Source organism: Pantoea sp. UYEF8 (assembly GCF_040546285.1).
Lineage (GTDB): Bacteria > Pseudomonadota > Gammaproteobacteria > Enterobacterales > Enterobacteriaceae > Pantoea > Pantoea brenneri.
The window spans coordinates 182,573-197,272 of the sequence record NZ_JBEPNM010000003.1 but is presented as its reverse complement, the minus strand read 5'-3'; the positions used below and the strand labels follow the sequence as shown (position 1 = coordinate 197,272).

Here is a 14,700-nt window from a genome sequence, read left to right as displayed (position 1 = left end):
GAGGCAGCTCAGAAAAACGCTTAAGCCAATCCCTGGTCGTCCGGCCCGCGCGATTACGCACCTCATCTCTGAGGTACGCCCGAAGTCGGGACACCGCCTGGCGTTTTTGTCCATGGTGTGGAACGCTTTCCTCCCCTGCTCCCTGCGCGTTGAGCTTATCAATTGCGGCCAGATTCATCCGGATCGGGTTATGGCTAAACCCATCAGAAGTGGGTATTCACACTCATATAGTAAGTGCGGCCCGACTCGTTAAAGGTGTTAGCACCGGCACCGTACAAATACGCGCCGGTAGTGGCGTTACCGGTGGTCTGCGCATTGCCTTCGCGGAAGTGGCGCTTATCGAACAGGTTGTCGATCCCCACAGTGACGCTGGCATATTTGTTGACGTCATAGGTACCGCTCATGCCGACCACTGAGTATGGACTGACCTCATCGGTGGCGCTGCCCGTGACCGGATTGCCTTTATAGTCATACTTTTTCGGCACCTGTTTGCCGTACCAGGTCAGCGTGGTTTGCAGTGACAGATCCTGTGTCGCCTGCCAGCTCAGCGTCGAGTTCAGGGTGTATTCCGGGATAACCGACAGGCGATCGCCGGTCTCTTTGTTTTTACTCTGCAGCATGTAGGTGAAGTTATTGTTCCAGCTCACGCTGTCTGAGAACGGCACGTTAACCGTCCCTTCCAGCCCTTCCACCACCGCTTTCGGCACGTTTTCCCACTTATAGATGTCGGTTTTACCGTTCGAGGCGGTACCGGTTGGCAGCGTGCCTGCCTCAATCTTATTGCGGTAATCATTGCGGAACCAAGTCAGACCGGCCTGATAACCCTCATGTTTCCACTCCAGCCCCACCTCTTTGTTGATGCTGTTTTCCGCTTTCAAATCGTCGTAGCCCATCAGATAACAGGCACCGGCGCTAGAGGCGCAGCCCTGGCCGTTACTGTAAAGCAGATAGTTCGGGTTGGTCTGATACAGGCTCGGCGCTTTGTAGGCGCGGGCGATGCCCATTTTCAGCGTGAAGTCATCGCCTAATCCCTGTGACAGGTTGAGCGACGGGCTCCAGTTGTTACCTGCGATGGAGTGATGATCGAAACGCAGGCCTGGCGTCAGCATGGTGCTGTCAGTCAGTTCAATGTTGTCTTCAGCAAACAGTGAGAAGATTTCAGCCTGAGAATAGGGGCTGCGACCGGTGGTGGCGATGCCCGGAATGGAACCGTAGCTGGCCGCCTGAGTGGTCGATGACGGATCCTTCATCCGCTGCTGGTTCCACTCGGTGCCGAGGGTAGCCGTCTGATTGACCAGCCATTCAAACGGAATACTGACCTCACTGTGCAGCAGCACATCGTCCAGCTGAATGGTGTTGAAGTCGCTGTTGGAGAAGATCCCTTCGGTGCCGCCCGCCAGCCCTTCATTCAGGCGCGAGTTGCGGGTGTTCTCATATTGCGCATAGGTATTGGTACTGATGCCATTATCCCAGGCGCCGGTCCACTTCAGCGAGAAGCTCTGCCGATAAAGGCGATTGGTTTCATCACCATATTTGCTTTTCACCAGCGCGTTGGTGTTGGTGTTCTGTGTATCACCGGCATACAGGTTGCCCTGCCGACTGTAACCGGCGCCAAACTCCAGTGCCTGCATTGGCGCAAAAGCCCAGCGCAGTAAGGCATGAACATCTTTATTGACCGAGCCTTCACGGCCGGCCGGATAGGATCCGGCATAGGTACCGGTTCGCTGGGCAGCATGTCCTTCATTAATGTCGTACGCATCGGCCTGAGTTTTTGCCAACCCGCCATACAGCCGGAAGCTGAAGTCGTCGCCTAACGGCCCTTCGAGGCTAAAGTTAGTGCGTCGGGTTGCCCCTTCATCTTTATGCTGCGGCACGTTGTAGTAGGCGCTCCACGAGCCGTGCCACTGATTATCCAGCTCTTTTTTGGTGATGATATTTACCACCCCGCCAGCAGCACCATTACCGTAACGTGCCGCCGCCGGACCACGGATCACTTCAATATGATCAATCATCTCAGGCGGAACCCAGTTGCTGTCGCCGCGCGTATCACGCTCGCCACGCCAGCCCAGACGCACCGAGTTGCGGCTGGTCACTGGCAAGCCATCAACGAGGATCAGGGTGTTTTCCGGCCCCATGCCGCGGATATCGATCTGTCGGTTATTACCGCGCTGGCCGCTGGTGGAGTTACCGGTCAGGTTAACGCCGGGCATGGTACGAATGATTTCAGAGACGTCGCGAGCAGGCGGATGTTTTTTGATTTCGTCGGCGGTGATGGTCGACACACCGGGTGCCTGAAGCGTTTGCTCGGCGGCGGTGACCATCATGGTGCTGTCGCTGGCGGTATCGGATGAGTTGCTGGTGATGCCCGGGTCAGTAGCGGCAGCTACTGACCCGGTAGAAATGAGAGAGGTGGTGACGCCAAGTTCAATCATAATGGCTAACGAAAGCCGGGATAACTTTTTCATTTTTTTATTCCTGGATTGCCAGCGAAAGGCCACTGCCGGCGCGCCGGTGAAAAGGTAAGTACCTTGCCTGCAACGCATTCCAGTTCTCTCTGGACCATCTTCAACAGACCCTCGTCCCGGTCTGAAGCCCGATACGGCAGAGAGGATGCGCGCGCTCCCTGTAGAGCGGAAACACCCTATTGCAAATGAAAATAATTATCAATAGTATTATTCATAACATGCATCACCCCTAATCAAGTGTAGTGATCGACTGATGGCGCGTATGACGTGGTTAAATGAAGTGACCGGCAGTGACGCCTGGTGGCAACAGCAGCAGCAACAGGGCATTCCCTTGATTGAGCCCGGCGAAGAGGGAACCTGTCAGGTCACCTTCTTCTGGCGTGATCCCCACGGCGATGAGTCCCACTCGGCGATCCGCCGCGTCTGGATCAACATCACCGGCGTGACCGATCACCATCAGTCCGCCGCCCCCTCCTCCTTAACACGCGTTCCCCATACCGATGTCTGGTGGTGGCAAACCACCCTGCCCGCTGACTGGCGCGGCAGCTACTGCCTGATACCCGATCGCCAGGCAGAGAAATTTGACGGCCAGACTGATATGCAGACGCTGCGCCAATGGTGGAGCGGCAAATTCCCGTCAGCGCAGGCGGACCCGCTCAACCCATTGCGCGGCTGGGCCGGCGGACGCGGCATGCGGGTATCACCGCTGCACCTGCCGCAGGCGCCCGATCAGTCGGTGTGGCACGATGTCGATCGCGGCCAGCCGGCGGCTATCCCGCTGCAACCGCTGCTGTGGCGCAGCGAACGACTGGGTAATCAGCGCACGGTGTGGCTTTACTGCAGTGGCGAGGCCTCTTCCGCCGCACGTCCGCTGGCGTTATTGCTGGATGGACAGTTCTGGGCGCAGACCATGCCGATTGCCGGTCCGCTGCAGCAGCTCACCGCCGCAGGCGAACTGCCACCGGCGGTCTATGCGATGATCGACATTATCGACCGGGAACACCGCAGCCGGGAGCTGACCTGTAATCCTGAATTCTGGCTGGCGGTGCAGCACGAACTCCTGCCGCTGATTCAGCAAACCGTCGCCTGCCGGGTGCAGGGCGACAGCACGCTGGTGGCGGGACAGAGTTTTGGCGGACTTTCCGCAGCTTACGCCACCTTAAGCTGGCCAGAGACCTTTGGTGCCGCCATCAGCCTTTCCGGCTCCTTCTGGTGGCCGGCGCGCGGTAACCCCAACGGCTGGCTACCGCAACAACTACAACAAGGTTTGCTGCAGGCGCCGCCGCGCCGCTTTTATCTCGAAGCTGGACGGCGTGAGCGGCTGATTCTGGCAGCGAATCAACAATTTGAGCGTGATTTAATCGCGGCCGGGCATCAGGTTAGCTATCAACCGTTTGAAGGCGGTCACGACGCGCTCTGCTGGCGCGGCGGCCTGCTGGCCGGATTAAAAGCAATGTGGCAATACCCGTAATTCGCTTATCGGCCCTCTTTCACGCCCGAGGTCGCTCGCGGTCAGCGGCGGCGCGCAGGATGAGGGCGATATCTCGCCTGGATATCACGGGCAGGAGACCAATATGCAACATCTCAATCCGTTCGACGATCCGCAGCAGGATTGTCATGTACTGATCAATAACCAGCAACAGTACAGTTTATGGCCCGCCTTCCGGGCGATTCCGTCTGGCTGGCAGCCGGTATTTGGTCCCCAGCCACAGGCCATCTGCCTCAGCTGGCTGAATGAAAACTGGCACGATATTCGTCCGGTCACCGCCAGCGCTAGCACCAGCCGGAGCGACGATGTCTGAGATCATCATGAACCCGAACCTGACTGAACAGAAAACGTTGCCGCTGGTTGCCGCTCAGCCCGGCATCTGGATCGCAGACCAGTTATCCCCGCACGCTAATGCTTACGCGGTGGCGCATTTTGTTGAACTGCGCGGCGCGCTCAACAGCACGCTGCTGGCCAAAGCAATCGTTGCCGGCATGCAGGAAGCGGATACGCTGAATATGGCGTTTGGCGAGCAGGACGGCGAACCACAGCAGTGGTCTGCACCGCAGCGCTTTGCTACGCCGCAGGTGATTGACCTGCGCAATTCAGCCGATCCGGTCGCCGCGGCTCGTGCGCTGATGCAGCAGGATATGTCTGGTGACCTGCGGGTGATAAGCGGCGCGCCGCTGTACCACCACAGCCTGTTGCGGCTGGGTGATGAGCACTGGTACTGGTATCAGCGTTATCATCATCTGGTGGTCGATGGCTTCAGCTTTACCGCCCTGACCCGCCGTATTGCCAATCTTTATAGCGCCTGGCAGCGTGATGAAACGCCCGAGCCGACGCCCTTTACGCCGTTCAGCGAGGTGGTCGAAGAGTACCAGCGCTACCAGCAATCTGCTGGCTGGCAGCGTGATGCGCAGTTCTGGCGCGAAAAAGGCGCGCAGCTTCCCGCGCCTGCGTCGCTCTCCGACCAGCCGCTGGCGGGCCAGAGTGCCAGTACCGATCTGCTGCGCCATCGCTTTGCGCTGGACAGCAATAACTTTCAGGCCCTGCTGGCGCATACCCAACAGCTGCAGCTCAGCGCGGCTGACACCGCGATTGCGCTGGTCTCGCTGTGGCTGGCACGTCTCAGCGGACAAAACGACTTTGCCGCCGGTTTTATCTTTATGCGCCGCATCGGTTCAGCCGCGCTGTGTGCCACCGGTCCGGTGATCAATGTGCTGTCGATGGCGGTGCACAACGATCCGGCCCAGCCGCTCGGCGCGCTGGCGGCGCGACTGGCGAGCGAAGTAAAAAAAATGCGTCGACATCAGCGCTACGATGCCGAGCAGGTACAGCGTGATCTGGGCCGTTCCGGCGACAGCGATCCGCTCTACGGACCGGTGATCAACCTCAAGATGTTTGATTACCAGCTCGATTTTGCCGGCATTAAAGGCGTGACGCATCAGCTCGCCTCCGGCCCGGTACGCGATCTGGAGATTGCCATCTACCTCAGCGAACAGGGTGACCTGACGCTGGAACTGCTGGCGAACGCGCAGCGTTACAGCGAAGTAACCCTCAGACAACACGCCAGCCGCGTTGATCTGCTGCTGTCGCAGCTGGCCGCCGATCCCGATCGCCCGTGTGGCGAGCTGGATATGCTGACGCCGGCTGAACATCAGCAGTTAGCCACCCTTAACCAGACGGCAATGCCGCTACCGGCAGAGACGCTGAGCAGCCTGCTGTTAAGCCAGGCGCAGCGTACTCCGCAGGCCCCGGCGCTGGCGGATGAGGCCCATCAGCTTACTTATCAACAGATGCAGCAGCAGGTGGCGGCGCTGGCGCAGCAGCTGATTGCACAGGGTGTGAAGCCGGGCGATATCGTCGCCGTCGCCCTGCCGCGATCGGTGTTCCTGTCGCTGGCGCTGCAGGCTATCGTTAGCGCGGGTGCCACTTACCTGCCGCTCGATACCGGCTATCCTGACGATCGTCTGCAGATGATGCTGGAAGATGCCGCGCCGAAAACGCTGGTCACCTGTCATCAGCTGGCCGGACGACTGGCCGCCCTTACGCCGGTCACCCCGCTGTTTTATGACGCACTGTTAACCCCGAACACGTCAGAGATCAGCCAGCAGCCACGCCCGCAGGATGGCGCTTACATTATCTATACCTCCGGCTCAACCGGTCGGCCGAAAGGGGTGCTGGTCAGCCATCAGGCGATCGTTAACCGCCTGCTGTGGATGCAGGATCACTATCCACTCGGCAGCAGTGATGTGGTATTGCAGAAAACCCCGAGCAGTTTCGATGTGTCCGTCTGGGAGTTCTTCTGGCCGCTGATGGTCGGCGCACAGCTGGTGATGGCCCCGCCGGATGCCCATCGCGATCCGGAAGCGTTGCAACAGCTGTTTGCCCGCCATCGCGTTACCACGACCCATTTTGTGCCGTCGATGCTGGCGGCCTTTGTCGCCACGCTGCAGGATGCGGACGCCGTGGCGCGTTGCGCTACCCTGCGCCAGGTGTTCTGCAGCGGCGAAGCGTTACCGGCTGAGCTGTCACGCCAGTGGCAAAAGCTGACCCATGTCGCGCTGCACAATCTCTATGGTCCGACCGAAGCAGCGGTCGACGTCAGCTATTACCCGGCCTCGGGTGAGGAACTGGCGGCGGTCGAAGGTGCCAGCGTGCCAATTGGCTTCCCGGTCTGGAATACCGGCTTACGGATTCTGGATGCCCGTCTGCAACCGGTGCCGCCTGGCGTGGCTGGCGATCTCTATCTGACCGGCGTACAGCTGGCGCATGGCTATCTTGATCGCCCTGACCTGACCGCCAGTCATTTTGTCGCTGATCCCTATGGCGACGGCAGCCGGATGTACCGTACCGGCGATGTTGCGCGCTGGCTGGCCAATGGCGCAGTCGAATATCTCGGCCGCAGCGACGATCAGCTTAAAATTCGCGGACAGCGGATTGAACTGAATGAGATCGACCACGCCCTGGCTGCCCTGCCCGGCGTGGAGCAGGCGGTGACGCATGCACTGGTGCTGGGTGGCGCAGACCCTCAGCAGGGAGATGCGCGCCAGCTGGTGGGCTATGTGGTGGCGGATCAGCCGATTGATGCCGTGGCGATGCGTCAGGCGCTGGCGACTCAACTGCCTGCGCACATGGTACCGGTCGCTATCGTGCAGCTGGCGGCGTTACCGCTCAGCAGCAACGGCAAGCTGGATCGTAAAGCGTTGCCGCTGCCGCAGACGCAGACAGCGGAAGCGGGCCGGGACCCGCATCCGGGACTGGAAACCACCCTGGCACAGGCGTTCGCCACGCTGCTGGAGCGGGAGTCGATCAGCGCTCAGGATGATTTCTTCGCCCTCGGCGGCCACTCGTTACTGGCGATGCGGCTGGCGGCACAGCTGCGCCGCCGCCTCAATCAGCCGGTGTCGGTCGGCCAGATTATGGTCGCTTCCACGGTGGAAAAACTGGCAGCCTTGCTGAGCAGTGAATCGGCTGAGGCCAGCCGTGCCGGCTTTGAAGCGGTGCTGCCGCTGCGGCGCGGCAGCGGGCCGACGCTGTTCTGCTTCCATCCGGCTTCAGGTTTTGCCTGGCAGTTCAGCGTACTGCAACGCTATCTCGATGCACGCTGGTCGCTGCTTGGCATTCAGTCACCGGATCTCACCAGCCCACTCAATCAGGCATCGCATCTCGATGCGGTGTGTGAGGCGCACCTGGCGACGATACGCCAGCAGCAGCCGCACGGTCCTTACTATTTCCTCGGCTATTCGCTGGGCGGGACGCTGGCACAGGGTATTGCGGCGCGGCTGGAAGCCGCAGGTGAAACCGTTGCCTTCCTCGGCCTGCTGGATACCTGGCCACCAGAGACGCAGAACTGGGATGAGAAGCGCGGGGAAAACGTACTGGATCCGGCGGTACTGGAAGAGGTTAACCGGGAGCGCGAGCAGTTTATTGCGGCGCAGCGCCAGCAGGCGGGAGAAGGGATGGAGGCGCTGTTTACCACCATCGAAGCCAACTACGCCAGCTCAGTGCGACTGCTGGCCACGGCCCGCAGCGCGCGCTTCAACGGCCGGGCGACCCTGTTCCTGGCGGAACAGACGCAGCAACCCGGTCAGGATGCCAGTCGCGCCTGGTCATCTTACGTTGCCGAACTGGACATATGGCCGCTGGATTGCGCCCACGTCGAGATCATTTCGCCGCGGATGTTTGAACAGATTGGGCCACGCCTGCAGCAACTGCTGGCGGCGTTTTAATCCCCGACCGACTCGCGCCTTCCCGCAGGGGAAGGCCGAATCAGCTGGCTGCGCGCCCCAGCGGCACAATCATCGGGGTGTGGGCCACCGGATCGTCAACAATCATGCAGCGCAGGCCGTAAATGGTTTCAATCAGCGCCGGCGTCACGATGTCGGCCGGTTTACCTTGCGCAATAATCTTACCGTCCCGCATGGCAATCAAATGGCTGGCGTAGCGGCATGCCTGATTGAGGTCGTGCAGCACCACCACCAGCGTACGGCCATGCTGCCGATTCAGATCCTGCATTAACTCCAGCAGTTCAATCTGATGCGCGATATCCAGCCAGGTCGTCGGTTCATCGAGCAACAGCAGTGGCGTTTGCTGCGCCAGCACCATCGCAATCCAGACCCGCTGCCGCTGACCGCCGGACAAGGTATCGACCTGCTGCTGTGCCAGATCGGCCACGCCGGTCGCCAGCATCGCCTGCTGCACTGCCACTTCATCTTCCTGCCGCCAGCGACCAAACAGCGGCTGGTGAGGATAACGTCCGCGCGCCACCAGCTCACTGACGCTGATGCCGGCGGGTGCATTGGAGCTTTGCGGCAACAGCCCGAGCCGACGCGCCACCTCTTTGGTGGAGTAGTGGGCAATCGCATTGCCATCCAGCAGCACCTCGCCCTGTAACGGCCGGGCCAGCCTGCTCAGGGTACGCAGCAGCGTCGATTTACCACAGGCGTTGGGGCCAATGATCACCGTCAGCTCACCGTCAGGGATCGCCACTGAGAGATTCTCCGCCACGATTTTTTTGTCATAACCGAGCGTCAGCGCGTTGCCCTGCAAACGTGTTGTTACTGTCATTGGCGTCGCGCCTCCCGCACCAGTAGAGCAATCAGATAAAGTCCGCCCAGGCTTACGGTAATCACGCCAACCGGCAGTTGATAGGGCAGGAAAAAGTGCTGCGCGGCGTAGTCAGCGGCGGTTAACAGCAACGCGCCACATAATGCCGCCAGCGGTAATGCGCCTTTGATTCCGCCGCACAGTCGACGGGCGATCTGCGGTGCCAGCAGCGCAATAAATGAGATCGGCCCGACCAGCGCAGTCGAGGCCGCCGTCAGGATCACCCCGGTCAGCATCAGCAGGATGCGGCTGCGCTCAACCGCTACGCCAAGCGCGCAGGCGGTATCATCGCCCATCTCCAGCAGCCGCATCCGCCGCGCCAGCAGTGCGGTTGCCAGCAGCGCCAGCAGCAGCACGCTGATTACCGGCGTGGTTTTCGCCCAGCTGATGCCGTTCAGCGAGCCGGCGCTCCACAGGCCAGCGCTCAGTGCTGCCTCGAGTGAGGCGCTGATGATAAGCCAGCTGTTAAGCGCCATCAGCAGCGCCCGCACGCTGATACCGACAATGATCAGCCGAAAAGTCTCGACGCCGTTGCGCCAGCTAAACAGCCAGACCACACCCGCCGTCAGCAATCCGCCGATCAGCGCCGCCAGCGTCATGCCTTCCATGTTCTGCTGGAACAGCACCAGCGCCACCAGCACACCGCTGTAGGCGCCGGTGTTGAAGCCCAGAATGTCCGGGCTACCGAGCGGATTTCGCAGCAGCGATTGAAAGATAGCGCCGCTCACGCCGAGCGCCGCCCCGATCAGCAGCGCCATCATCACCCGCGGCAGACGCCACTCCACCACAATCAGCTGAATATTGCGCGCCGCCTCGCCGTTAATCACCTGCCACAGCTGCGCAGCCGTGATCGGCAAGGTGCCGCGCGTCACGCCGAGAAAAGCCAGCGCCAGACACGCCAGCAGCAGCCAGACGCCGTTGAAGGTTACACGCTTCATACTGCACCTCTGCCAGCCTTACGGCGCACCAGCACAATCAGCATTGGCGCGCCGAGGATTGCGGTCACAATCGATACGCGCAGCTCGCCCGGTACCAGCACGCGGCCGAGAATATCAGCCGCCAGCAGCAGACAGGGCGTAATGAGAATGGTGCCAGGCAGCATCCAGCGATGATCGTTACCGAACAGCCAGCGTGCCAGGTGCGGCGTCATTAATCCGACAAAGGCAATCGGCCCCACCGCGGCGGTGGCGGCCCCGCTCAGCAGGGCAATCGCCAGCAGCCCAATAAGCTGGGTGCGGGCAACGCGGGTACCGAGCGCGGTTGCCATATCACCGCCCATGCTGAGACTGTTGAGCGAGCGTGCCAGCAGCAGCGCCAGCAGGCAACCGATCGCCACGGCAGGAAAGGTCGTGCGCAGCATGGTGAAATTACGGATATCCAGCGAACCGCTGTGCCAGAAACGCAGATGATCATAGATGTCAGGGTTGAGCAGCGATAAGCCAGAGGTTAAGCCCTCTAACACCGCGCCCAGCGCCACCCCGGCCAGCGTCAGACGCACCGGATTAACCCGTCCACCACCGATAGCGCCGGTCAGCGCCACCAGCAACGACGCCAGCAGCGCCCCGCTAAAGGCAAAGCCCAGCCAGTCGGCCGGTGAATCGGCACCGAACAGCGCAATGCCCAGCACCACCGCGAAGCCGGCCCCGGCATTGATGCCCAGAATACCGGGATCGGCCAGCGGATTGCGCGTCAGGCTTTGCATCAGCGCGCCCGCCACGCCGAGGCCAACGCCCGCCAGCAGCCCGGCCAGGGTGCGTGGCAATCGGGCGTCACGCACAATGATGCAGTCAGCGCTGGAGCAGTCGGTCAGCAGCGCCTGAGTGACATCATGAAAGGCAATGGATTTGGCACCCAGCATCAGACTGAGCGCGAGGAGCAGCAACAGCAGCATCCCTGAACCTGCTATTACATGGAATTGACGCATAACGTTTAAACCTTCACGAATTCAATGGCATCGCGGTGGATACCTTTATGATAATGATACTTGTTATCGTTCTTACGCGTTTTTTGTATGTTACCATGACTCGTAAACTCAATGATGAGGAAAATGGGTGCAAAAAGGCAACGTTATGAACAAACCCTCCCACTTTATCGATCTCAGCCTGCTGAAAACCCATCCCGCCTTCCGCGCCGTGTTTATCGCCCGATTTATCTCAATCGTCGCGCTTGGCATGCTGGCGGTCGCGGTACCGGTACAGATTCAACAGCTGACACAATCCCCGCTGCTGGTCGGACTGGCGGTCACGCTGGCCGGTGCCGGCATGTTTATCGGCCTGCTGACTGGCGGCGTACTGGCCGATCGCTACGAACGCCGGCGCCTGATTTTGTTTGCCCGTTCCACCTGCGGCCTCGGTTTTGTCGCGTTGTGCATCAATGCCCTGCTGCCCGCGCCCTCGGTGATCGCGGTGTTTGTGCTGGGCCTGTGGGATGGCTTTTTTGGCGCGATTGGCGTCACCGCGCTACTGGCCGCCACCCCGGCGCTGGTGGGGCGCGAAAATATCATGAAAGCGGGCGCTATCACCATGCTAACGGTCCGCTTTGGTGCGATCCTGTCGCCGGCGATTGCCGGACTGGTGATCGCCCATGCTGGCGTGGTCTGGAACTACGGTCTGGCGGCGATCGGCACCTTACTGACGGTGCTCACCCTGCTGCGACTGCCAACGCTTGCCCCGCCACCACAACCGCGTGAACATCCGCTGACCGCGTTATCCGCCGGGATCGGGTTTCTGTTCGCCAGCCCGATCGTCGGCATGGCCGCGCTGGTTGGCGCGCTGGTGACCTTAGCCAGTGCGGTGCGGGTACTCTACCCGGCGCTGGCTCCGCACTGGCAGGTCGGGCTGGAGCAACTGGGGCTGATGTATGCCGCCGTGCCACTCGGGGCGGCGGTCGGTGCCTTAACCAGCGGCCGGCTGGCACAGTCGTCGCAGCCGGGTCGATTGATCCTGGCCAGCGCCATTGCCGCCTTTGTGGCGCTGGGCCTGTTCAGCCTGATGCCGTGGTTCAGCCTGAGTCTGGTCTGCCTCGCCGCGTTTGGTTATTTCAGTGCTATCAACAGCCTGGTGCAATATGCCCTGATCCAGACGCTAACGCCGGATGCGCTGCTTGGGCGGATCAACAGCCTGTGGACGGCGCAGAATGTTACCGGTGATGCGCTTGGCGCGGCGATGATCGGGGCGATGGGGTCACTATTGCTGCCGCAGCAGGCGGCAGGCCTGCTGGGTCTGGCCGCCACCGTGCTGGGCGTTGTGATGTGGCTGCTGATGGCGCGTTTGCGCCGTTATCAACCGCCTGCACATGGGCAGGCGGAAACAGCATCATGATTTAGCGAACAGCGCCTCCAGCCGGTTCAGCAGATTGGTGGCGCTGTAGTAATCCAGACGGAAGGTATCCAGCCCCAGCGCATAGACCGCTTTGCTACGCACCGCGGGCGTCTGGGCCAGGAAAGGATTCTTCATCACCTGCTCTGCTGTTTGCGGCTCGGCGGCAAACAGCAGATACGAGTGGCCATTCAGCCCGGCAGCCAGATTTTCCCCTGACAACTGAATAATGTCTTTACGCTGCCCCATGCTGTGACCGTGCTGCATGTCGGCAGGTGGTGTAGCCAGGGTGAACCCCAGCTGCTGCAGCAATTTGCCCTGCGCGGATGCCTCAGTCCACAGATTAACTGCGCGACCGTCGCCGTTCCAGACCATGGCGGAGACCGGCTGCGGCGGCAGCGTCAGCGCTGAGCGGAGCGCTTTTTCACGTGCATCGAATGCGCTTACCCGGGCAGCGGCTTGTGCTTCATGGCCGGTTGCTTCACCCAGCAGCGTTACCAGCTGCTGCCAGCTTTTATCGTCGTAGTTGATCACCAGCACCGGCGCGATGGCGGACAGCTGATCGACCAGTTTGATCGCTGAGTCATTGCCGGTGGCACTGACCACAATCAGGTCCGGCGCTTCCGCCGCAATCGCTTCGGCACTCGGCTCGCCAATATAAAGGCGTTTTACGCCGCGCTGTTTTGCCACCTCACCCCACTGACGGAAGAAACCCTGCCCATCGGCCAGCCGGCTGTTGGGTGCCGTTGCGCCGCTGGCGATCACCGGCGCATCTATCGCCAGAAGCGAACCGGTCAGGGTGACGCTGGTCGAGACAATGCGGGTCGGCGCCTGGGATAACGTCACACTGCCTTTGGCGCCCGCCACCGTGCGCGGCCAGCCGTTCTGTGCCGTCGCCGCGAAACTGATACAGAAGAAAAACAGCGCTATCGCCGCCTTTACACCACGTTTAGTCATAAATTTCAGTCCACTTTTATACTGGCTATTTGCCCTGCTGTTTGTGCTGATTTAGCAGGAAAACGCAGCCGAAACACCGCGTATTTATTGACACTTCCGGCTAATCAACGTAGGTTACTGGGCCACAATACAAATGATAATCATTATTAATTATCTTATCATTTATAGGTGAAAATTATGGTGGAATCGTTGACGTTTGAACATCCCTTGTTGCAGGATTTCTCCGCGTTGTGCCGCGGCTACCTGTTTACTTCTCCCTGGAAAAGCCTGACCACGCAGGGCTGCTTCACCACGCTGACCACCCCGGTAACTGCGGGTGATGTGCTGACAGGGGATTTTCAGCAACAATTGCAGCACCATTTCGCCTCAGCCAGAAAACAGGGTATTACCCACCCTATTCTGGTCGGCGCGATCCCGTTTGACGTCAACCAGCCATCGGCGCTGTTTATCCCCGAATCGTATCAGACCTTTAACCGCGCCGATCTGCATGCGGTCACCTCACCGCCCGACTCTGCCTTGCCGCAGGTGCGTCGCCGTACGGCGGTGCCGGATCATGACATTTTCACCGATATGGTGGCGCAGGCGGTAGCCGCAACGCAGCGTGGCGATCTGGATAAAGTGGTTCTGTCGCGACTGATGGATATCACCGCTGAACAGCCGGTGGATACCGCGGCGCTGATGCAGCGCATCGTGGCGCAGAACCCTAACAGCTATCACTTTCATCTGCCGCTGCCGGAAGGGGGTTCGCTGGTCGGGGCCAGCCCGGAATTAATGATCCGCAAACAGGGTCGGGATTTCAGCTCCTGTCCGCTGGCCGGATCGGCCCGCCGTGATGCCGATCCGATCCGTGACCAGGCCGCAGGCCAGAGCCTGATGCGCTCGGATAAAGATCGCCATGAACATAAGCTGGTGACCGATGCGATGCGCCACACGCTGCAACCGCGCAGCCGGACGCTGTCGGTGCCGGAGGTGCCGTCGCTGATCACCACCGCAACCTTATGGCATCTCGCCACTCTGATTGAGGGTGAAGTGCTCGACCCACGCGAAAATGCACTGTCGCTGGCCTGCCTGCTGCATCCGACGCCGGCACTGAGCGGCTTCCCGCATCAGCGCGCCCAGCAGCTGATACAGCAACTCGAACCGTTTGAGCGTCAGCTGTTTGGCGGCATCGTCGGCTGGTGCGATGACCAGGGCAATGGCGAATGGGTTGTGACGATTCGCTGCGGCACGGTCAATGGGCCACGCGTGCGGCTGTTTGCTGGCGCGGGTATCGTTGCTGACTCACAACCAGAATCAGAATGGCGTGAAACTGGCGTCAAACTTGACACCATGCTTCGCGCTTTTGGACTGCAATAAAGGAACC

The 14,700-nt window shown here is 60.5% G+C and carries 10 protein-coding genes; 5 read left to right on the top strand and 5 right to left on the bottom strand.

What is annotated here, in order from left to right:
• Positions 1–203 precede the first annotated feature (203 nt).
• Positions 204–2,465, bottom strand: a complete 2,262-nt coding sequence (locus tag ABIB18_RS07240; protein ID WP_354473895.1) for a TonB-dependent siderophore receptor — start codon at positions 2,463–2,465, stop codon at positions 204–206.
• A gap of 253 nt (positions 2,466–2,718) precedes the next feature.
• Between ABIB18_RS07240 and fes the strand changes: the two genes are divergently transcribed.
• The 3 genes from fes (at position 2,719) to ABIB18_RS07225 (ending at position 8,186) form a co-directional block, all read left to right on the top strand.
• A complete protein-coding gene (gene fes / locus ABIB18_RS07235) occupies positions 2,719–3,936 on the top strand; it encodes an enterochelin esterase (protein ID WP_159223192.1) in 1,218 nt (405 codons plus the stop codon).
• 103 nt (positions 3,937–4,039) lie between these two features.
• Positions 4,040–4,267 (top strand): MbtH family protein, encoded by a 228-nt coding sequence (locus ABIB18_RS07230; protein ID WP_031375422.1) that lies wholly within the window; start codon positions 4,040–4,042, stop codon positions 4,265–4,267.
• On the top strand, positions 4,260–8,186 hold the full coding sequence (locus tag ABIB18_RS07225; RefSeq protein ID WP_354473894.1) for an enterobactin synthase subunit F: 3,927 nt from the start codon (positions 4,260–4,262) through the stop codon (positions 8,184–8,186). Before ABIB18_RS07230 ends, ABIB18_RS07225 begins: the two co-directional genes overlap by 8 nt.
• Before the next feature lie 40 nt (positions 8,187–8,226).
• Here the strand turns inward: ABIB18_RS07225 and ABIB18_RS07220 are convergent, their stop codons facing one another.
• Genes ABIB18_RS07220 through fepD form a run of 3 tightly spaced genes read right to left on the bottom strand, consistent with a single transcriptional unit; the run spans position 8,227 to position 10,987 of the window.
• Positions 8,227–9,024: an ATP-binding cassette domain-containing protein gene (locus tag ABIB18_RS07220; protein WP_159223190.1), complete on the bottom strand. Its 798-nt coding sequence runs from the start codon at positions 9,022–9,024 to the stop codon at positions 8,227–8,229.
• Positions 9,021–10,001: an iron-enterobactin ABC transporter permease gene (gene fepG, locus ABIB18_RS07215; protein ID WP_031375425.1), complete on the bottom strand. Its 981-nt coding sequence runs from the start codon at positions 9,999–10,001 to the stop codon at positions 9,021–9,023. The genes ABIB18_RS07220 and fepG overlap by 4 nt, the downstream gene beginning before the upstream one ends.
• Entirely contained in the window at positions 9,998–10,987 is a 990-nt protein-coding gene (fepD, locus tag ABIB18_RS07210; protein ID WP_082097600.1) for a Fe(3+)-siderophore ABC transporter permease, read from the bottom strand. Before fepD ends, fepG begins: the two co-directional genes overlap by 4 nt.
• Positions 10,988–11,132: 145 nt before the next feature.
• Between fepD and entS the strand changes: the two genes are divergently transcribed.
• Positions 11,133–12,383: an enterobactin transporter EntS gene (gene entS / locus ABIB18_RS07205; RefSeq protein WP_031375427.1), complete on the top strand. Its 1,251-nt coding sequence runs from the start codon at positions 11,133–11,135 to the stop codon at positions 12,381–12,383.
• On the opposite strand, the gene fepB is transcribed toward entS, so the two are convergent.
• On the bottom strand, positions 12,378–13,337 hold the full coding sequence (fepB, locus tag ABIB18_RS07200) for a Fe2+-enterobactin ABC transporter substrate-binding protein (RefSeq protein ID WP_069728790.1): 960 nt from the start codon (positions 13,335–13,337) through the stop codon (positions 12,378–12,380). The genes entS and fepB overlap by 6 nt on opposite strands.
• Before the next feature lie 177 nt (positions 13,338–13,514).
• Between fepB and ABIB18_RS07195 the strand changes: the two genes are divergently transcribed.
• On the top strand, positions 13,515–14,693 hold the full coding sequence (locus tag ABIB18_RS07195; protein ID WP_354473893.1) for an isochorismate synthase: 1,179 nt from the start codon (positions 13,515–13,517) through the stop codon (positions 14,691–14,693).
• The last annotated feature ends 7 nt before the right edge of the window (positions 14,694–14,700 follow it).